Consider the following 19,600-nt stretch of genomic DNA (forward strand, 5'->3'; position numbering starts at 1 on the left):
CTCACCTCGCGTTCTCCTCCGCAGGACGGCCGAGGAGGTTCCGCTTGTGCGCCTGCTCCGCAGCGCGGCCCCCCTGCTCGTGGCCGTCGCCCTCGCGCTGTCGCTGCCGTACGGGTCGACGCCGGACACACGCGCGCGTGCCGGTCCGCCCGCGGTGCCGGAACCGTTCGGCGCCGGCTGCCGCACCTCCGTCTCCGGCTCCGAGGTGACCGCGTACTGTCACAACCCGTATCCCGGCACCGACCGCGTCAGCCTGCACATCGAGTGCGACCGGTGGTGGGACCTCGACAGCGACGGCTCCCCGGTGGCCGCGGGACCCGCGCAGACCGTCCGGATGACCGGCCGCTGCTGGAAGGAGGTGCGCTCGGCCTGGGTCACTCACCAGCGGGCGAGGTGAACCGGCCCGGACGGCACAGCAGCGGGTAGCTCGCGGCCTCCGCGGCGGCCGCCTCGGCGTCGCCCGCGCGGATCGCGTCGAGCAGCCGGGTGTGGTCCATGTACGTGTCCGGGGTCAGCACCGCGCCGATGTCCGCGCGCAGCCAGTCCCGCAGCACCTCGCCCAGATCCGCGTACGTCGCCGTCATGACGTCGTTGTGGGAGGCCGCCACCACCGCCAGGTGGAACGTGGCGTCCGCGGTCACGAACGCCTCCGTGTCGCCGGACTCCCAGGCCTCCTCGCGGCGCAGGAACTGCGTGTGGAGCTGCTTGAGGTCCTTCTCGGTGCGCCGCTGGGCGGCCAGCCCGGCCGCGGCCGACTCCAGCGCGGAACGCAGCTCGGCAATGTGCCGCGGGTCGGCCTCGGCGAACCTGCGGTGCATCACGCCCGCCAGCTCGCTGGTCGCCATGACGTACGTGCCCGAACCCTGGCGGATGTCCAGCAGGCCGTTGTGCGCCAGCGCCCGGACCGCCTCGCGGACCGTGTTGCGCGCCACTCCGAGCTGCTCCACCAGCTCCGGCTCCGTGGGGATGCGGGAGCCGACCGGCCACTCGCCCGTGGTGATCTGGCTGCGCAGTGCGGCGATGACCTGTTCGGACAGCGCCGACCGGCGCGGATGGCTCAGTGGCATGGCTCACCTTCGCACGCGGGACCCGGGGGCGGAGCCCCGATCTGTCGACAACCAATCATCCCATGATTCTATGATGGTTCTCATGCCACGCGAGGAAACCACCCGCTCGACGACACCGACCACCGAACGCACCCCGGCCCCGACCCCCGGTTCCCGGTCCGTCCCGGAACCGGAACCGCACGGACCGCGGGCGTCCGGCGCCACCACGCGCGCGTGGACCACGCGCCTGGTCGTCGTCGGCCTCGTGCTGACCGCGCTGAACCTCCGCCCCGCCATCACCAGCCTCGGCGCGCTCCTCGAGGAGGTCCGCCAGGGGCTCGGCATGAGCGGCAGCGTGGCCGGACTGCTCACCTCCGTGCCGCCGCTCTGCTTCGCCGTCTTCGGCGTCATGGCCCCCCGGCTGGCCCGCCGCTTCGGACCGTCCGCCGTGGTCTGCTCGGGCATGGTCGCCATCGCCGCCGGACTGGCCGTACGGCCCTACGTGGGCAGCACGGCCGCGTTCGTCGCGGCCAGCGCGCTGGCCCTCATGGGCATCGCCGTCAGCAACGTGCTGATGCCGGTCATCGTCAAGCGCTGGTTCCCCGACCGGGTCGGCACCATGACCGGCCTGTACTCGATGGCCCTCGCCCTCGGCACCTCGGCCGCCGCCGCGGTGACCGTGCCGCTGACCGGGACGCTCGGCGGCGACTGGCGGTCCGGCCTGTCGGTGTGGGCCCTGCTCGCCGCGGTGGCCGTGCTGCCGTGGCTGCCGCTGGTACGGGACCGGCGCGCCCGGTCCGCGCAAACGCCGGCCGGTACCGTGTCCGGCGAACGGTCCCCCGTGCGCGAGGCGCAGGCCCCGACGCTGCGCATCGCCCGGAGCCGCACCGCCTGGGCCCTGGCCGTCTTCTTCGGCCTCCAGGCCACCGCCGCCTACATCACCATGGGCTGGATGGCGCAGATCTTCCGGGACGCGGGCGTGCCCGCGGGCAAGGCCGGACTGCTCCTCGCCGTCACCATGGTGATGGGCGTGCCGCTGGCCTTCGTCATCCCGCGCCTGGCCACCCGGCTGCCCCATCAGGGCCCGATCGTGCTGGTGCTCGGCGTCTGCGGCATGGCCGGCTATGCCGGTCTCTACCTCGCGCCCGCCGCCGGCTCCTGGGCCTGGGCCCTGCTCCTCGGCGTCGCCAACTGCGCCTTCCCGCTCGCTCTCACCATGGTCGGCATGCGGGCCAGGACCGGTCCGGGCGTCGCCCAGCTCTCCGCGTTCGCCCAGAGCACCGGCTACCTGATCTCCATCCCGGGTCCGCTGCTGGTGGGCGTGCTGTACCAGAGCAGCGGCGGCTGGGGGCTGCCCATCGCGCTCATGGCCGGTCTGATGGTGCCGCAGATGGTGGTCGGTTACGTGGCGGGCCGCGACCGCACGGTGGAGGACGAGGCGGCGCGCTGAGGCGGCCCCCGGGGACCGAGTTCCGGACGAAGGGTGCGAGACTGGGGCGCATGCAGCCTGTGCTCGACCCGAACCCGAAGGACGGCCAGAGGAAGATGCTGCTCGTCCTCGGCACGTTCTTCGCCATCTTCGTGATCATCGCCATCGTCGCGACCCTCGCGGCACCGTGACCCACCTGCCGCCGCGGCCCCGCGCCGCGGCGGCGGCCGCTTTCGCCGCGCGGCACTGACCCCTTCGGCGCCCGACTCCCGCGACGCGTGTGCGTCCTGTGACGTCCGCCCGCCGGTGAGGTCCCTTTTCAGGGTCGGTGGTGGGGTTAACCCCCCATCCCCTAGGGGGTGAGGGTCAGGGGCAAGTGGGTGGATCACCGGATGGGCCGGGGAGCACGGATTCCGTAGCTTCGAGATGTGACCGCGCGAGGCGGTCCGCGGACCTCGGAGACCAGCGGAGGCGATCATGTCGGCCCGTACGCACACCCGGCGCCACCCGGCGACCACGGGCGCCGGCGTCGACTCCCGGCTGCCGTGGTGGGCCCTGGCCCTGCCCGTGCTCGCGTTCGTCGCGCTGCTCCTGCTGATACGCAACCCGGCGGACGCCCAGGCGGCAAGCGGCGACCCCGCGCTCTCCCAGCTCCTCCGGCACGCCCGGGAACTGATCGCCCGCTGACGTTCCGCGCGGGCATCCGGGCACCGCCCCCGCGCACGTGCTCGTGCCACGCGCCCCGGCCGAGAAGTCGCATGTCAACTCCCTGCGCCCCCCCAACCTGTTTCATGCGAAGCTGGGACCCATGAGCGTCGCAGAACCCCGCAGGATTGTCCTCTTCCGGCATGCGAAAGCCGACTGGCCGCAGGTGGCCGACCACGAACGACCACTCGCCGAGAGGGGCCGCACGGACGCCGCGGTCGCCGGCCGCAGGCTGGCCGACACCGGTGTCTCCTTCGACCTGGCCCTGTGCTCGACCGCGACCCGGACCCGCGAGACCTGGAAGCTCGCCGTCCACGAGTTGCCGCACCGGCCCAAGACCGTCTACGAGGAGCGGGTCTACGACGCCTCGCCCGGCGAGCTGATCACCGTGCTCAACGAGACGCCGGACGACATGCGGAACGTGATCCTCATCGGCCACAACCCGGGCATCCAGGGTCTCGCCGAGGTGCTGTCCGGCTCGGCCGAGGGCGACGCCCGGGAGCGGATGAGCCGCCGAGGGTTCCCGGCCGCCGCGTTCGCCGTGGTCTCCTTCGAGGGATCCTGGAAGGCCCTGGAACCGGGCGTGGCCACGCTGCTCGACTACTGGGCGCCGTCGGAGTAGCCCGACGGCGGTGCGGGAGGCGGCCGGCGGAACCGTTCAGTCCTCCTCGTGGGCGTCCGCGGCCTCGACCTCTTCGCGGGTGACCCCCAGCAGGTACAGGACGGTGTCGAGGAACGGCACGTTCACCGCCGTGTGCGCCGCCTCCCGCACCACCGGCTTGGCGTTGAAGGCGACCCCGAGGCCGGCCGCGTTGAGCATGTCCAGGTCGTTCGCGCCGTCACCGATCGCGACCGTCTGCGACAGCGGGACACCCGCCTCGGCGGCGAACCGGCGCAGCAGCCGCGCCTTGCCCGCCCGGTCGACGATCTCGCCGGTGACCCGGCCGGTCAGCCTGCCGTCGACGATCTCCAGGGTGTTGGCCTGCGCGAAGTCCAGGCCGAGCCGCTCCTTCAGATCGTCCGTGACCTGGGTGAACCCACCCGAGACGACACCGACCTGGTAACCGAGCCGCTTGAGCGTGCGGATCAGGGTGCGCGCGCCCGGCGTCAGGCGCACCTCGCTGCGCACCTTGTCCACCACGGAGGCGTCCAGCCCCTCCAGCAGGGCCACGCGCGCGTGCAGCGACTGCTCGAAGTCCAGTTCGCCGCGCATCGCCGCCGCCGTCACCTCGGCGACCTTGTCCTCGCAGCCGGCGTGCCCGGCGAACAGCTCGATCACCTCGTCCTGGATGAGCGTGGAGTCCACGTCCATGACGACCAGACGCTGGGCCCGCCGGTGCAGGCCGGCCCCGACGACCGCGACGTCGACACCGAGTGCCGCGGCCTCCGTCGCCAGGGCGGTGCGCAGCGGCTCCGTCTCCACGCCGGACACCGCGAACTCCACCGCTGTCACCGGGTACTTGGCCAGCCGGAAGATACGGTCGATGTTGCCGCCGGCCCGGGTGATCCGCGCGGCGATCCGGGCGGTCGCCTCCGCGGTGAGCGGGTGGCCGAGCACGGTGACCAGGGAGCGCCCGAGGCCGCGCGGCCGGTTGTCGCCGTGGCCGGAGATGATCTCCGCCTGCATCTTCATCGACTCGGCCCAGCTGTGCACGGTGGCCCGCAGATCACCCTCCAGGCCGGCGGGCGGCTGGCTGACGAGCGCGCACAGCACGATCCGGCCACGGGTGACGACCTGCTCGATGTCGACGACATCGACGGAGTAGGCGGCGAGGGTGTCGAAGAGACCGGCCGTGATGCCCGGCCTGTCCTTCCCGAAGATCTTGACGAGAAGGGTGGGATCGGCAGAGGTCTGCGAAGCGCTCATGGTGCTTCCACCGTATCCGGCACCCAGTGCCCCCTGCGCCTCAGGTCCGCCTGCCGGACAACGAACAACAGATGTCCAGGAAACGACACCTCGGGTACCACCGCCACCCACGTGTCCGCCTGGGTGCCGCCGCCACCCGCCTCCGAAGACGAGCCCGGCCCCGCTGTCGGCGCCCGGGTCGCCCACCGGGCGCGGGGCAGGCAGAGACTGGGGCCGCACCTGACTGCTACGTCAGTCCTGCAGTCCTGCGGTCCTGCAGGCCTGCGGTCCTGCGGCCCCGTCGGCCCTGCGCCCCGGCGGCCCGCGGCCCCGTCCGCCCTGCCGGTCCTGTCGACCCCGTCCTGACTCCGTGCTGCCGGAGTGCCCTGGCGGGCGGGGGGGGCACCTCGTGCGGGTTACGCGCCGCCCGGAGCGGCGGACCGAGGCCGTCCGCCGCCCGCCCGGTCCGTCGGGTGCGCCCGGCCCGTCCGCTCCGCCTGGCTCACAGGGCTTCGCGGGGAGTCGGTCCGGCCGGTCTGCTCCTGGCCGTCCCGCCGACGGGCGCCCGCCAGGTCGGGGTCCTGCGGGTCTCTGGTTCGTCCGGCGGTTACTTCTTCGGGGGCCGGGGCGGCGGCGGAGGCGGCGGCCCGCTGTCGGCCGCTCCCAGGGGCCGCGGGGGTCGCCCCGGCGGCTGTGGGGGAGGAAGCCGCACAGGACCGACCACCGTCTGCGCACCGTGCACGTCGTCCGTGGAAGCGGCTCGACGGCCCGGTCCCTCCGGTCCGCCCGGCTCGTCCGGCTCGGTGGATTCCGCGCGGCCGGACTGCCCCCGCCCCTCGGGCGGGCGTCCGCTCGACGGGCCACGGTCCTGCGGGTCGCGCAGCCCGCCGGAAGCCGCCGGTCGAGGCCGCCCGCCACCGCCCGGTGCACCCGGGCCGCCCGGCCCCGCCGGCTCGGTGGGCTCCGGGCGGGCGTCCTGCGGGGCGCGTAGTTCGTCCGGCAGGCGTAAGTACGGGTTGGTGGACGGGTTCGGTGGGCGGTACGGAGTGGCGGGGGCGTAGGGGGTACCCCCTCCGAGTCCGGGCGGTACATCCCGGCCCGGGTCCCCCGCCGCTCCGGTCGCTCCCGCCGCACCCCGCGCCAACGGTGCCGCGCGGCTGCCGGATGCTCCCGTCACCGTTGACAGCAGGGCGCCGGCGGCCCCCGCGCCGGCTCCCCACGCGGCGCCGAGCAGCAGGGCCGTGCCCGGACGGCCGTGGAGTTCCACCCCGGCGCCGAACGCGTCGAAGCCGAGGACGGACAAGGACGCGTCCACGGACACCTCCGTCAGCCACGCGAGCAGCGGCAGCGTCAGCGCGGTGGCGATGCCCAGCCGCAGCGCGCACCGTCCCGCGAAGCCCAGAGCATCCCGGCGGCCCGGAGCCGCTCCCACCGGTGTCCGTACCGCCGTCAGCACCCCCGCCAGCAGCATCGCCAGCGCCGCCGCGACGCCCAGCAGCCACACCCGGCCGTCCAGGTCGGCCAGCCGGGACAGCGTGACCGGCCGGCCGGAGTGCGCGGTCAGCAACCTGTCCAGCGGGTCCGGCAGAACCCCGGCCAGCTCGCCCGTCGCCCTGCCGTCCCAGGGGACGAAAAGGCCGATCGGGATGCCGAGCCACACCCCGTTGGGAGTGCCGAGCAGCGCCGCGCCCGCGACGCGCCGGGGGTGGTCGTCACCGACCGCCGCGTAGGCGGCCGCAGCGAGCCCCGCCGCCACGGCGGCCATCAGCACCGTGACGAGCGCCGAGACAGCCGGCCGCACCACCCGGTGCACGGCCCCCCAGCCGCGCGGCAGCGGCGTACGGCGCGAGGCGAGCAGCGCGATCAGCAGGACCCCGGCCGACCAGCCGAGCCCGCCCAGCAGGGTCGGCGCCGTGTCGACGGTGAAGCCGACCGCCGCCTTGGCGTCGATGAGCCGGCCGATGCGGTCGGGCAGGAGCCCGCCGACGTCCCCCAGGTCACCGAGCCCGGGAATGCTCACGCCACCGGACCCCGCGCCGCCCGGCAGCCTGCCGAGCCCGAGCTCGCCCCCGTCGATGGTGACGACGTCGTGCCCCGCCCAGGCCAGCCCGCCCAGCACCGCGACGAACAGCGCCACCACCGCGCCCGCCCGCGCCAGGAGTTCGGCCGAGGTGATCACAACTCCCGCCGCGCGCAAGGACCGTAGGAAGAACCACGACAGCAGCAGCGCACCGACCAGGCTCACCCCGAGTGGCGTGATCTGGAGGGCGGTGTGCGCCTCGGCGCCTTTCAGACCGAACGCGGACACATCGCCGGACGGTGTGACCGAACCACCCGCCCCAAGTGCCACCACCGCGGCGGTCATCGGCCCGAGCGAGCCCGCCGCGTCGGCCCGCAGCAGATGCAGACCGAGCGCGGCCGTGCCCGCCATGCCGATCAACGCCCAGCTCACGGAGGCGATCGCGGACAGAAGCACGTCGAACCACGGCAGGCGCGCACCGTGCCTCGCGGTTCCGACGCCCGTGACAGCGCTCATGGCAGACCCCCCGATCCGCGGCGCGGCCCGGCCGCCGCGCATGTCCCCCTCGCGTGGAATACCACTCTGCGGCCGGGTTTCAACCCCGTCGGCGAAAAAGCAGCCGAAGCGGACGTACACACTCTTCACAAGGCCCGGCTTTCGGTCAGTGGGCTGAGCCTGAAATAGTTCCCCCCGATGTTCGACATCCCTAGACTCCCCGCGACGGGGGCAATTCGGGGGACAACTCAGTGGGGCTTGGAGTGCCGGAACTCGTACTGGAAACCAATGGACGAACCTGGACGCTCGACCCGTCCAGGTCCTACGCCCTGGGACGCGATCCACAGGGGGACATCGTGTTCGACGACGCCAGGGTCTCCTGGCGTCACGCCACGATCAGCTACAACGGCCGCAGTTGGGTCATCGAGGACCACGGCAGCACCAACGGCACGTTCGCGCAGGGCAGGCGGATCCACGAGCTGGAGCTCGGACCCGGCTCGGCCGTGCATCTCGGCAACGCGACCGACGGGCCCGTGCTGAGCCTCCTCGGCGCCGCGGCCCCGGCGGTGACGCCGCAGGCCCAGCCGCAGCAGCAGCCGTACGCGGCTCAGGGCGCGAACCCCGGCTGGGCGCAGCCGCAGACACCACAGGCCGAGTGGCAGCAGCCGCAGCAGGGGCAGCCGCCGTCGATTCCGCAGCAGCAGGGCGGCCCCGGCAGCGACGCGGGGGCGCCGCCGGCCTACGGCGACCGCAGCCCGACGACCTTCCACCAGTTCTCCCTCGGCCGCGTGATGCGCATCGGCCGTGCCCTGGAGAACGACCTGGTCGTCTCCGACCTCCAGGTCTCCCGCAACCACGCGGAGTTCCACGCCACACCCGACGGCCGCTTCGAGATCCGCGACCTCGGCTCGCACAACGGCACGTACGTCAACGGCCACCCGGTGCCCAAGGGCGGCACGGTGCAGCTCGGCCCGACGGACATCGTCGGCGTCGGCCACTCGGCGTTCCGTATCGTCGGCGACCGGCTCGAGGAGTTCGTCGACACCGGTGAGGTGTCCTTCTCCGCCCGCCATCTGACCGTCACGGTCGACGGCGGCAAGCAGATCCTCCGGGACGTCTCCTTCGGCCTCCCGGAGAAGTCGCTGGTCGGAGTCATCGGCCCGTCCGGTTCCGGCAAGTCGACGCTGCTGAAGGCGCTCACCGGCTACCGGCCCGCCGACCAGGGCGAGGTCCTCTACGACCACCGCAACCTCTACAAGCAGTTCGCCGAGCTGCGCCAGCGCATCGGCCTGGTCCCGCAGGACGACATCCTGCACAAGGAACTGGCCGTGAAGAAGGCCCTGAAGTACGCGGCCAAGCTGCGCTTCCCGGCCGACACCACGGCCGCCGAGCGCGAGGCCCGCATAGACGAGGTGCTGCGCGAGCTGAAGCTGGACGTCCACAAGGACAAGAAGGTCACGTCCCTCTCCGGCGGCCAGCGCAAGCGCGTCTCGGTGGCCCTGGAACTGCTCACCAAGCCGTCGCTGATCTTCCTGGACGAGCCGACCTCCGGTCTCGACCCGGGCATGGACCGCGATGTCATGCAGCTCCTGCGGGGGCTCGCGGACGACGGCCGCACGGTCCTCGTCGTCACCCACTCGGTGGCCGAACTGGCCCTGTGCGACAAGCTCCTGGTGATGGCGCCGGGCGGCGCCGTGGCCTACTTCGGCCCGCCGGAGGAGGCGCTGAACTTCTTCGGCTACGACACCTGGGCCGATGTGTTCTCCGCCTTCGAGAACTACCGCGACTACGACTGGGCGGGCCGCTGGAAGGGCTCGCAGCACTACCAGATGTACGCCGCGGACATCGACGCCGTCGAGCCGCAGTCCGTACACATGCCCCCGCCGGCCATCAAGCCGCCCAAGCCGCAGGGCTGGGGCTCGCAGCTGATGACCCTGATCCGGCGGTACGTGTCGGTGATCGCCTCCGACAAGGGCTTCCTGGCGCTGTCCGTGATCCTGCCGGCGGTGCTCGGCGCGGTCAGCCTGCTCATCGACCACAACCGCGGTCTGCTGGTCAACGAGCAGATCAACCGGACGACGGGGCTGCACGTCCCGAACGGCACGGCGACCACGGTGCTGCTGATCCTCGCGGTCGGCGCCTGTTTCGCGGGCGCCGCGAACTCCGTCCGCGAGCTGATCAAGGAACGGGTCATCTACGAGCGGGAACGCGCCACCGGCCTGTCCCGCTCGGCGTACCTGATGTCCAAGGTGATCGTGCTCGGCGCGGTCACCGTGATCCAGGGACTGATGGTCGGCCTGATCGGCTTCTCCAGCCGCGAGATCCCCGAAAAGGGCCTGATCCTCGGCAACGCCACGCTGTTCGAGCTGTGCCTGCCGATCATGGCGCTCGGCTTCACCGCGATGATGTTCGGCCTGGTCATCTCCTCGCTGGTGAAGACCGCCGAGAAGACCATGCCGCTGCTGGTGATGTTCGCCATCGTCCAGGTCGTGTTCACCGGCTGCCTGTTCACGCTGAACGGCACCGTGGGCGTCAACGAGTTCTCGTACCTGATGCCGTCGCGATGGGCGGTGGCCGCCGCCGGTACCACGCTGGACTTCAACAACATCGCACCGAACACCGACGACCCGACCAGCACCGACCCGCTGTGGAACCACACGGCCTCCGCCTGGAGTCTCGACATGGTCGTGCTGATCGTGCTCGGCGTCGTGTGCGGCTTCCTCGTGGCGCGCTTCCTGCGCCGCCACGAGCCGGAGGTCATGCGCAAGTAACCGCGCCGCGTCACGGCACGAAGGGCGGCACCCCGCAACGGGGTGCCGCCCTTCCGCGTCTCGTCAGAGGTCCGCGCCGGCCTCAGTACGCGCTGTTGACGTTGTCCATCGAGCCGTACCGGTGCGCCGCGTAGTTGGCGGCGGCGGTGATGTTGGCGACCGGGTCGTAGATGTTCCACGACGTGCCGGGGACGTGGTACGCGCGGAAGGTCGGGTCGATGACCTGCAGCAGGCCCTTGGACGGGATGCCGTTGCGGGCGTTGATGTCCCAGTTGTTGATGGCGCTCGGGTTCCCCGAGGACTCCCGCATGATGTTGCGGTGCAGGCCGCTGTAGGAGCCGGGGATGTTGTGCTGCTTCATGACGGCGAGCGCCTGCCGGATCCAGCCGTCCAGGTTGTTGCCGTAGTGGGTGGAGTACGCGACCGTCTGCACCTGCGGGCGCTCGGCGGACCGGCTCGCGGCCTGCTTGGCCTGGTGCGCGGCCTTGACCTGCTGGGCGGCCTTGGCCTTGTGGAAGGCGGCGGTCCGGGCCTGCTGCTTCACGACGGCCTGCTTCTTGGCCGCGATGGCCTGGACCTTCACGCTCTCGCCCGCGAGCTGGTCGGTGACGCTGGCCTTCACGCCCTGGATCGGCTGGGTGCCGAGCTGCACCGGGGCGGCGGCGACGCTGCTCGCCGGCTCGGCGTGGCTGGGCGCGGCCGAGACGGCCACGGCGGCCGCACCGAGGACGGCGACGCCGGCGACGGCGATCCTGCGGGGCTGGGCCAGGGCACGACTGGAGAGACGGAAGTTTGCGGGCATGGCGAAATAGACCTCTTCGAGTAGCGCGGAGGTCGCTCTCCGGACTGCGGGAGGGGGTCCGTCCCACACAAACGCCGCGAGCGGAAACCCGCGGCGTTGAGCGACGAGAGCAATTCTTAGCTGTCGCAAAATCCGGTGGCAAAGGTGTGACGTACGAAGCCGGATAGTGGAGCGGAACGGACAAAACGGGACAGATTAGAGCGTCTATGCCGATCGTGACGGGCCCCTCTGTCTCCTATGTCCGTTCGTACGTGACCTGCGTCCTATGGGTGTCCTCACATCGGGGTGGAGGTTTTCTCACCGTTGGTTGCCGCTGCAACGCTCTCGGTGAGCGGATTCCCGGCGACCGGACACCGGGCACGCCCTCGTCCGCGGCCCGTCCCGTACCGGTCGCAGGACCTAGGTCCAGCGGCCCCGGGCACGGCCGTCACAGGACCGATCCGGGCTGTCACTCCCCGCCGGTACCGTGAGGACATGAGTCAAGGCCCCAGGTCCGGTCTCGCCGCGGTGAGTTCCGCGCTGCTGGCCATGAGCAGGCACCTCGAGGTGCGCGACGTCCTGAAGACGATCGTCGCCTCGGCCCGCGAACTGCTCGACGCGCAGTACGCCGCCCTCGGTGTGCCGGACGACCACGGCGGCTTCGCCCAGTTCGTGGTCGACGGGGTCAGTGACGAGCAGTGGCGGGCCATCGGCCCGCTCCCGCGCCAGCACGGCATCCTCGCCGCGATGCTGCGCGAGGCCCGGGCAGAACGCCTGGCGGACCTGCGCGAGGACCCGCGCTTCGAGGGCTGGCCCGCCGCCCACCCCGAGATGTCCGACTTCCTGGGACTGCCGATCCGCGACGGCGACGAGGTCATCGGCGCCCTGTTCCTGGCGAACAAGAACCGCGCGCAGCACGAGGGCGGCTGCGGCTTCACCGAGGAGGACGAGGAACTGCTCTCGATCCTCGCCCAGCACGCCGCGATCGCCCTCACCAACGCCCGCCTCTACGAACGCAGCCGCGAACTGACCATCGCCGAGGAGCGCTCCCGCCTCGCCCACGAGCTGCACGACGCGGTCAGCCAGAAACTGTTCTCCCTGCGCCTGACCGCCCAGGCCGCCACCGCCCTCGTCGACCGCGACCCGGCACGCGCCAAGGGCGAACTGCAGCAGGTGGCCGCGCTCGCCGCCGAAGCCGTCGACGAACTGCGCGCCGCCGTCGTGGAGCTGCGCCCCGCCGCCCTCGACGAGGACGGCCTGGTCGCCACCCTCCGCACCCAGATCCAGGTCCTCGACCGCGCCCACAGTGCCCGCGTCACCTTCACCACCCGCGGCATCCGCGCCCTGCCGGCCGCGCAGGAGGAGGCCATGCTCCGCGTCGCCCAGGAAGCCCTGCACAACGCCCTGCGGCACGCGCGGGCGGACCACGTGGACGTCGCCCTGGACCGCCGCGGCGGCGGTGCCGTCCTGCGGATCACCGACGACGGCACCGGCTTCGACCCGAAGGCGGTGCGCCGGGCGGGCCGCCACCTCGGCCTGGTCTCCATGCGGGACCGGGCGAGCGGGGTCGGCGGACGGCTGACGGTGGAATCGGCGCCCGGCAAGGGCACCGCTGTCGAGATGGAGGTCCCCGGTGGCTGACCCGATCAAGGTGCTGCTCGTCGACGACCACCAGGTGGTCCGCCGCGGTCTGCGCACCTTCCTTGAGGTGCAGGACGACATCGAGGTCGTGGGCGAGGCCGCGGACGGCGCCGAGGGGGTCGCCCGCGCCGAGGAGCTGAGGCCCGACGTCGTCCTCATGGACGTCAAGATGCCCGTCATGGACGGGGTCGAGGCCCTGCGCCGGCTCCGCGAGCTCGACAACCCCGCGCGCGTGCTCATCGTCACCAGCTTCACCGAGCAGCGCACGGTGGTCCCGGCGCTGCGCGCGGGCGCCGCCGGGTACGTCTACAAGGACGTGGACCCCGACGCGCTCGCCGGCGCCATTCGCTCGGTGCACGCCGGGCACATCCTCCTCCAGCCGGAGGTCGCGGGCGCCCTGTTGTCCCAGGAGGAGACCAACTCCGGCCAGAGCCGGGGGACGTCGCTGACGGAGCGGGAGCGGGAGGTGCTCGGCCTGATAGCCGACGGCCGCTCGAACCGCGAGATCGCCCGTGCCCTGGTGCTCTCCGAGAAGACCGTCAAGACCCATGTGTCGAACATCCTGATGAAGCTCGACCTGGCGGACCGCACCCAGGCCGCGCTGTGGGCCGTACGCCACGGCCTGAGCGGCTGACCCGCCCGACGACGGCAATTCGGAGGGTCCCGCTCCGGGCTGAGATTCATACCGTCGTGGGAATGTCCCCCGGATGGCGCAACCTCCGTACGGCCCGGCCGTTCTCCAGTGCGTACCGCGGCGCCTGCCGCGGCGATCACCAGGAGGGGTCAGAAGTGAAGAACCTGAAGAAGGCAGCGGCCGTGGCGATGGTGGCCGGGGGGCTCGTGGCCGCCGGCGCCTCGATGGCCTCCGCCACCGACGGCGCCTGGGCCGGCGGCGCCGCCAAGGGCTCCCCGGGCGTCGTCTCGGGCAACGTCGTCCAGGCCCCGGTCCACGTCCCGGTCAACGCCGTCGGCAACAGCGTGAACGTCATCGGCGTCCTGAACCCCGCCTTCGGCAACCTCGGCCTCAACCACTGAGACCACCGAGACCACCGAGCCCATTGAGGCCCTGAGCCCACCGAGGCGCTGAGCCCCCCACGACCGACGGCCTCCCGGCTCCCCCCGGGAGGCCGTTTCGCGATCCGAGGGCAGCCGAAGACCGGCCGCGCCACTCGTCAGAGCGCGCCTTTCTCCCGCTCCTCCACCACCGAGTTGTACGCCGCCACCTGCGCCCGCCGGGCCGTCCGCTCCACCGGCCGCAGCGCGTCCCCCCGCGCCGCCATCTCGGACGCGCTCACCGCACCCCCGTGCCCGTTCCCGTACGCCAGCGAGACCAGCAGCGCCACCCGCCGCGCCAGCTCCAGCACCCGGACCGCCCGCGGCGGATAGCCCGGCGCCAGAACCTCCCGCCCCCGCTCGGCCCGCGCCCGGTACGCGTCGATCGCCGCCTCCGCCACCGGCCCCGACCCGGCCACGTCCAGCCGCGACAGCGCCGACGTCGCCTCCCGCAGCGCCTCCGCCAGCTCCCGCTCCGCCTCGCCCAGCGACGGCACGTCGGCCGGCGGCGCCTCCCGCACCGGCAGCACGTGCCACAGCACCTCGGCGTGCACATCGCCCTCCGGCCCGGCCTCGCGTACCTCGGGCACCAGCCCGAAGGCGGCCCCGTGGCAGAGCACCGCCTCCCCGGCGTCCAGCGCCCGCGCGTTGAACTCCGGCGGCCCGCTCAGCCCCAGCGGATGCCCCGGCGCGGGCAGCGCCACCCCGAGCGCGCCCACCCCGAGCGTGCGCAGCCGCCCCAGCGCCAGCGTGAGCCCGACCGGACCCGACTCCCCGGGCAGCCCTTCCACCCGATGGACGGCGTCGTCCCCGACGATGGCGAGAACGGCGTCGTCCGGCGAGACATATCCGGACAAGAGGGAGTTTCCCCAAGCGGCAAGGCGTCCAGAGCGTGGTTCCGAGAGCATGCCTCCACCCTAAGGACCGGACCGATGGAACGGCCCGCCCGGCTCGTGGCGTAGATTCGGTGAGGGCTGCGTGCGCCCACCGGCGCGGCGGGCCCAGCCACAGGCGTACGCGATGCCGAGACCGGCGGCACACTGCAAGGGGAGACAACGCGCTCATGAGCGATGTTCTGGAGCTTCAGGACGTATCCGTGGTCCGTGAGGGCCGGGCTCTCGTGGACCAGGTCTCCTGGTCGGTCAAGGAGGGTGAGCGCTGGGTCATCCTCGGCCCCAACGGCGCCGGCAAGACCACCCTCCTCAACGTCGCCTCCACCTACCTCTTCCCCAGCAGCGGCACCGCCACCGTCCTCGGCGAGACCCTCGGGAAGCCCGGCACCGACGTCTTCGAGCTGCGCCCCCGCGTCGGCGTGGCGGGCATCGCCCTCGCCGAGAAGCTCCCCAAGCGCCAGACCGTGCTCCAGACCGTGCTGACCGCCGCGTACGGCATGACGGCCGGCTGGCAGGAGGAGTACGAGGACGTCGACGAGCAGCGCGCCCGCGCCTTCCTCGACCGCCTCGGCATGAGCGACTACCTGGACCGCAGGTTCGGCACCCTCTCCGAGGGCGAGCGCAAGCGCACCCTGATCGCCCGCGCCCTGATGACCGACCCCGAGCTGCTCCTGCTCGACGAGCCCGCCGCGGGGCTCGACCTCGGTGGCCGCGAGGACCTGGTCCGCCGTCTCGGCCGGCTCGCCCGGGACCCGATCGCCCCCTCGATGATCATGGTCACCCACCATGTCGAGGAGATCGCCCCCGGCTTCACCCACGTCCTGATGATCCGCCAGGGCAAGGTACTCGCCGCGGGACCGCTGGAGCTCGAACTCACCTCCCGCAACCTCTCCCTGTGCTTCGGCCTCCCGCTCGTCGTCGAACAGTCCGGTGACCGCTGGACCGCCAAGGGCCTGCCGCTGTCCTGAACACCACTCCGCACCCTGTCCGCCGTCACCGCCCCCGGCCTAACATGACCATGTGGACAACATCGACGCATGGGTGTGGTGGCTGGTCGGCGCGGCGGCGCTCGGAATCCCGCTCGTGGTGACCGCGATGCCGGAGTTCGGCATGTTCGCGGTGGGCGCGGTCGTGGCCGCGGTCGTCGCGGGCTTCGGCTTCGGCGTCGTCGTTCAGGTGCTCGCCTTCGTCGTCGTCTCGGTCGCCCTGATCGCCGTGGTCCGGCCCATCGCGGCCCGGCACCGCCGGCAGCGTCCCGAACTCGCCACAGGAGTCGACGCGTTGAAGGGCAAGCAGGCCGTGGTCCTGGAACGCGTCGACGGCACCGGCGGCCGTATCAAGCTCGCCGGGGAGATCTGGTCGGCGCGCTCGCTCGACACCGACCACGCCTACGAAGCCGGCGAACAGGTCGACGTCGTGGACATCGAGGGCGCCACCGCCGTCGTCATGTGACCCCGCACCAAAGACAACTACGCAAGTGGACCGAACCGGCCACGAGTTGGGCCACGGTCTGTCAGACTCGACCAGCAAGATCTTCGACAACCGTAAGATCTTCCGAAAGAGCCGAGGCGGAGAAGGGTACGGGCAGCAACGATGGCACCGGTCATCATCGTCCTGATCATCCTGGTGGTGTTGGTCTTCATCGCCCTGATCAAGACGATCCAGGTCATCCCACAGGCGAGCGCCGCCATCGTCGAGCGCTTCGGCCGCTACACACGGACACTGAACGCGGGCCTCAACATCGTCGTCCCGTTCATCGACACCATCCGCAACCGCATCGACCTGCGTGAGCAGGTCGTCCCGTTCCCGCCCCAGCCGGTGATCACCCAGGACAACCTGGTCGTGAACATCGACACCGTCATCTACTACCAGGTGACCGACGCCCGGGCCGCGACCTACGAGGTCGCCAGCTACATCCAGGCCATCGAGCAGCTCACGGTCACCACCCTGCGCAACATCATCGGTGGCATGGACCTGGAGCGCACCCTGACCTCCCGCGAGGAGATCAACGCGGCCCTGCGCGGCGTCCTCGACGAGGCCACCGGCAAGTGGGGCATCCGCGTCAACCGTGTCGAGCTCAAGGCCATCGAACCGCCCACCTCCATCCAGGACTCGATGGAGAAGCAGATGCGCGCCGACCGCGACAAGCGCGCCGCGATCCTCCAGGCCGAGGGTGTCCGGCAGTCCGAGATCCTGCGCGCCGAGGGTGAGAAGCAGTCCGCGATCCTGATCGCGGAAGGTGAGGCCAAGGCCGCCGCCCTGCGCGCCGAGGGTGAGGCCCAGGCCATCCGCACCGTCTTCGAGTCCATCCACGCCGGAGACCCGGATCAGAAGCTGCTCTCCTACCAGTACCTCCAGATGCTCCCGAAGATCGCCGAGGGCGACGCCAACAAGCTCTGGATCGTGCCCAGTGAGATCGGCGACGCCCTCAAGGGCCTGTCCGGAGCCATCGGCAACTTCGGCTCCCTGGGCGGCGCTCCGGGCGGCGGCAACGCCCCCGCGGCCTCCGAGCGCCGCGAGAAGCCGTCCATCGACTGACCCGCCGGAGCCCGCCACGGCAGTGGGGCCCGCCTTCGCGAGAATCGACGAAGGCGGGCCCCCACACCGTTGAACTAGGCCGCCGACCGAGCCAGCCAGGCGGGAAGCGCCTCGAACTCCTCCTGACCCAGGGCCAGAAGCATCGCGTCCGCGGGGGTCGGCTCGAACGGCTCGCGCAGCAGCGGCATTCCGGCCTGTTCCGGAGTCCGGTCCGCCTTGCGGTGGTTGTCCTCCGCGCACGAGGCCACCGTGTTCAACCAGGTGTCCTGCCCGCCCCGCGAGCGCGGCACCACGTGGTCCACGGTCGTCGCGCGCCGCCCGCAGTACGCGCACCGGTGCCGGTCCCGTATCAGCACACCGCGCCTCGACCACGGAGCCTGTCTTCGGAACGGCACCCTCACATACCGGCACAGCCGGATCACCCGGGGCGCGGGGATGTCGACCTCAGCGCCACGCAGCCGCAGCTCCGGATGGGCCTGTTCGACCACGGCCTTCGACTGGAGCACCAGCACGACCGCCCGGTTGAGCGTCACCGTCGACAGTGGCTCGAAGCTCGCGTTCAGCACCAGCGTGTCCCGCATCCCAGCCCACCTCCCAAGAGCGCCGGCCCACTCCCTGGCGGGCTGGATCAACTCTGGCCGGGCGCGCCGGGATGGACAACGCAATAAAAATGCCCGCTCCCGGCCACGTCCAAGACCGGAAGCGGGCAAACGTTCAGTGAACGGCGGCCTGCGCGCCGCGCGGCTCAGCCCTCGGCGGGGTTCTCGTACTCACCGATGAGCTGGGCGCGCGCCAGCGTGTGGAAGCGCAGATTGAAGCCCACCACCGCGGGCGAGGCGTCCGAGTCCGGACCGAGCTTGTCCTGGTCCACCGCGTAGACCGTGAACACATACCGGTGCGGTCCGTCCCCGGGCGGCGGCGCGGCACCGCCGAAGTCCTTAGTGCCGTAGTCGTTGCGCGCGTGCACCGCCCCCTCGGGCAGCCCCTCGAACTTGCCGCCGCCCGCACCCGCCGGCAGTTCCGTCACCGAGGCCGGGATGTCGAACAGCACCCAGTGCCAGAACCCGCTGCCCGTCGGCGCGTCCGGGTCGTAGCAGGTCACGGCGAAACTCTTGGTCTCCGGAGGGAAACCCGCCCAGCGCAGCTGCGGGGAGGTGTTCCCGCCCGCGTGGACCTGGGCTTCCCCGAGCGCCGCGCCCTCCCGGACGTCGTCGCTCGTGACCGTGAAGGACGGCACGGGCGGATGGAAGTCGTGGGGGAGCGGCCGCCGCTTGTGCTCGGTCACCTCGGTACCTCCTGATCGGTTCCTGGATGATTCCCGATCAATGATCCCACCTGCCCTCGACTACGCTCGTGAGCCGTGATCGCGCCCACGGACCGTACGCCGCTGCCCAGAGAGTTCTTCGACCGCCCCGTCGTGGAGGTCGCTCCCGATCTGCTGGGCCGCGTCCTGGTGCGTACGACCCCGGACGGCCCGATCGCCCTGCGCCTGACGGAGGTCGAGGCCTACGACGGCCCGAACGACCCGGGCTCCCACGCCTATCGGGGCCGCACGGCCCGCAACGACGTGATGTTCGGTCCCCCCGGCCATGTCTACGTCTACTTCACCTACGGCATGTGGCACTGCATGAACCTGGTGTGCGGACCGGAGGGCAGGGCCAGCGGAGTCCTGCTCCGGGCCGGGGAGATCGTCGAAGGAGCCGAGCTGGCCCGCGCCCGCCGCCTTTCGGCCCGCAACGACAAAGAACTGGCCAAAGGCCCGGCCCGGCTGGCCACGGCCCTGGGCGTGGACCGGACCCTCGACGGCACCGACGCCTGCGCCGCCGGCGACACCCCCATACGGATGCTGACCGGTGCGCCCGTCCCCTCCGACCAGGTACGCAACGGTCCCCGCACCGGAGTGGCCGGCGAGGGCGGCGACGGAGACGTCCACCCGTGGCGCTTCTGGGTCGCCGACGACCCGACCGTGAGCCCGTACCGGGCCCACGTGCCGAGGCGCCGCAGGAGCTGACGGCGGAAGTTGACTCGCCCGCGGAAGGTGCGTAACGTAGCCCAAGCCGCTGAACCGGGTACGGCGATCGCCTGCAGCCGGAGCGGCCAACCCACTACCTACCGAGAACCCCTTCAGCGGGGTCGTCTTCGGTGCGCCCGCGTACCCGAATTCGAACTCACGGGACTCGATTATGAGTCGCCAGGGAAATCGGCTAACGTAGTGAATGTCGAAAGGCCGACGGACGGAAGCCCGAAAGCCCGAGACAAACCCCGCTGACTGGGGATCAGGTCGAGAAAAAAGATCTGATAGAGTCGGAAACACCGAAGGGAAGCGCCCGGAGGAAAGCCCGAGAGGGTGAGTACGAAGGAAGCGTCCGTTCCTTGAGAACT

The 19,600-nt window shown here is 71.8% G+C and carries 20 protein-coding genes; 13 read left to right on the forward strand and 7 right to left on the reverse strand.

Features of this window, described 5'->3' with window-relative positions:
- The first annotated feature begins 46 nt into the window (after positions 1-46).
- Positions 47-397 (forward strand): hypothetical protein, encoded by a 351-nt coding sequence (locus ACF09J_RS02970; protein WP_392303597.1) that lies wholly within the window; start codon positions 47-49, stop codon positions 395-397.
- Here the strand turns inward: ACF09J_RS02970 and ACF09J_RS02975 are convergent.
- Positions 375-1,067, reverse strand: a complete 693-nt coding sequence (locus ACF09J_RS02975) for a FadR/GntR family transcriptional regulator (protein WP_392303598.1) — start codon at positions 1,065-1,067, stop codon at positions 375-377. The two genes, ACF09J_RS02970 and ACF09J_RS02975, sit on opposite strands and share 23 nt — an antisense overlap.
- A 70-nt stretch (positions 1,068-1,137) precedes the next feature.
- Between ACF09J_RS02975 and ACF09J_RS02980 the strand changes: the two genes are divergently transcribed.
- The 4 genes from ACF09J_RS02980 (at position 1,138) to ACF09J_RS02995 (ending at position 3,802) form a co-directional block, all read left to right on the forward strand.
- Positions 1,138-2,496 (forward strand): CynX/NimT family MFS transporter, encoded by a 1,359-nt coding sequence (locus ACF09J_RS02980; protein WP_392303599.1) that lies wholly within the window; start codon positions 1,138-1,140, stop codon positions 2,494-2,496.
- A gap of 50 nt (positions 2,497-2,546) precedes the next feature.
- Complete coding sequence (locus ACF09J_RS02985) at positions 2,547-2,666, forward strand: SGM_5486 family transporter-associated protein (RefSeq protein ID WP_392303600.1); 120 nt, start codon at positions 2,547-2,549, stop codon at positions 2,664-2,666.
- A 286-nt stretch (positions 2,667-2,952) separates the two neighbouring features.
- On the forward strand, positions 2,953-3,162 hold the full coding sequence (locus ACF09J_RS02990; protein WP_392303601.1) for a hypothetical protein: 210 nt from the start codon (positions 2,953-2,955) through the stop codon (positions 3,160-3,162).
- Positions 3,163-3,283: 121 nt separating this feature from the next.
- Positions 3,284-3,802 carry a SixA phosphatase family protein gene (locus ACF09J_RS02995; RefSeq protein ID WP_392303602.1) on the forward strand — a complete coding sequence of 173 codons (519 nt, stop codon included), beginning with the start codon at positions 3,284-3,286 and terminating at the stop codon, positions 3,800-3,802.
- A gap of 36 nt (positions 3,803-3,838) precedes the next feature.
- Here the strand turns inward: ACF09J_RS02995 and serB are convergent, their stop codons facing one another.
- Together serB and ACF09J_RS03005 are read right to left on the reverse strand one after the other, a co-directional pair.
- Positions 3,839-5,047: a phosphoserine phosphatase SerB gene (serB, locus tag ACF09J_RS03000; RefSeq protein WP_392303603.1), complete on the reverse strand. Its 1,209-nt coding sequence runs from the start codon at positions 5,045-5,047 to the stop codon at positions 3,839-3,841.
- Positions 5,048-5,633: 586 nt separating this feature from the next.
- Positions 5,634-7,562 (reverse strand): streptophobe family protein, encoded by a 1,929-nt coding sequence (locus ACF09J_RS03005; RefSeq protein WP_392303604.1) that lies wholly within the window; start codon positions 7,560-7,562, stop codon positions 5,634-5,636.
- Between the two features lie 242 nt (positions 7,563-7,804).
- Between ACF09J_RS03005 and ACF09J_RS03010 the strand changes: the two genes are divergently transcribed.
- On the forward strand, positions 7,805-10,312 hold the full coding sequence (locus tag ACF09J_RS03010; RefSeq protein ID WP_392303605.1) for an FHA domain-containing protein: 2,508 nt from the start codon (positions 7,805-7,807) through the stop codon (positions 10,310-10,312).
- A gap of 82 nt (positions 10,313-10,394) precedes the next feature.
- Here ACF09J_RS03010 and ACF09J_RS03015 read toward each other — a convergent pair whose 3' ends face one another.
- Positions 10,395-11,114: a transglycosylase SLT domain-containing protein gene (locus tag ACF09J_RS03015; protein WP_392303606.1), complete on the reverse strand. Its 720-nt coding sequence runs from the start codon at positions 11,112-11,114 to the stop codon at positions 10,395-10,397.
- 474 nt (positions 11,115-11,588) lie between these two features.
- On the opposite strand from ACF09J_RS03015, the gene ACF09J_RS03020 reads away from it, so the two are divergent.
- From ACF09J_RS03020 to ACF09J_RS03030, 3 genes are all read left to right on the forward strand, one after another.
- A complete protein-coding gene (locus tag ACF09J_RS03020) occupies positions 11,589-12,734 on the forward strand; it encodes a GAF domain-containing sensor histidine kinase (protein ID WP_392303607.1) in 1,146 nt (381 codons plus the stop codon).
- Positions 12,727-13,368, forward strand: a complete 642-nt coding sequence (locus ACF09J_RS03025) for a response regulator (protein ID WP_392303608.1) — start codon at positions 12,727-12,729, stop codon at positions 13,366-13,368. The genes ACF09J_RS03020 and ACF09J_RS03025 overlap by 8 nt, the downstream gene beginning before the upstream one ends.
- A 155-nt stretch (positions 13,369-13,523) precedes the next feature.
- Positions 13,524-13,769 carry a chaplin gene (locus ACF09J_RS03030; protein ID WP_392303609.1) on the forward strand — a complete coding sequence of 82 codons (246 nt, stop codon included), beginning with the start codon at positions 13,524-13,526 and terminating at the stop codon, positions 13,767-13,769.
- A 137-nt stretch (positions 13,770-13,906) separates the two neighbouring features.
- Here ACF09J_RS03030 and ACF09J_RS03035 read toward each other — a convergent pair whose 3' ends face one another.
- Positions 13,907-14,695, reverse strand: coding sequence for a hypothetical protein (locus ACF09J_RS03035; RefSeq protein ID WP_392303610.1), 789 nt, complete (start codon positions 14,693-14,695; stop codon positions 13,907-13,909).
- Between the two features lie 155 nt (positions 14,696-14,850).
- Here ACF09J_RS03035 and ACF09J_RS03040 point away from each other — a divergent pair, with 155 nt between their 5' ends.
- From ACF09J_RS03040 to ACF09J_RS03050, 3 genes are all read left to right on the forward strand, one after another.
- Entirely contained in the window at positions 14,851-15,648 is a 798-nt protein-coding gene (locus tag ACF09J_RS03040; RefSeq protein ID WP_392303611.1) for an ABC transporter ATP-binding protein, read from the forward strand.
- 52 nt (positions 15,649-15,700) lie between these two features.
- Positions 15,701-16,132: an NfeD family protein gene (locus ACF09J_RS03045; protein WP_392303612.1), complete on the forward strand. Its 432-nt coding sequence runs from the start codon at positions 15,701-15,703 to the stop codon at positions 16,130-16,132.
- Positions 16,133-16,273: 141 nt separating this feature from the next.
- Positions 16,274-17,218, forward strand: a complete 945-nt coding sequence (locus ACF09J_RS03050) for an SPFH domain-containing protein (RefSeq protein ID WP_392303613.1) — start codon at positions 16,274-16,276, stop codon at positions 17,216-17,218.
- A gap of 74 nt (positions 17,219-17,292) precedes the next feature.
- Here ACF09J_RS03050 and ACF09J_RS03055 read toward each other — a convergent pair whose 3' ends face one another.
- Both ACF09J_RS03055 and ACF09J_RS03060 read right to left on the reverse strand, forming a co-directional pair.
- On the reverse strand, positions 17,293-17,799 hold the full coding sequence (locus tag ACF09J_RS03055) for an HNH endonuclease (protein ID WP_392303614.1): 507 nt from the start codon (positions 17,797-17,799) through the stop codon (positions 17,293-17,295).
- 164 nt (positions 17,800-17,963) lie between these two features.
- Positions 17,964-18,503 (reverse strand): YbhB/YbcL family Raf kinase inhibitor-like protein, encoded by a 540-nt coding sequence (locus tag ACF09J_RS03060; protein ID WP_392303615.1) that lies wholly within the window; start codon positions 18,501-18,503, stop codon positions 17,964-17,966.
- Positions 18,504-18,578: 75 nt separating this feature from the next.
- Between ACF09J_RS03060 and ACF09J_RS03065 the strand changes: the two genes are divergently transcribed.
- Positions 18,579-19,229, forward strand: coding sequence for a DNA-3-methyladenine glycosylase (locus ACF09J_RS03065; protein ID WP_392303616.1), 651 nt, complete (start codon positions 18,579-18,581; stop codon positions 19,227-19,229).
- Positions 19,230-19,600 lie beyond the last annotated feature (371 nt).

The sequence above is a fragment of the Streptomyces sp. NPDC014889 genome (assembly GCF_043081205.1).
In the GTDB taxonomy this organism is placed as follows: Bacteria; Actinomycetota; Actinomycetes; order Streptomycetales; family Streptomycetaceae; genus Streptomyces.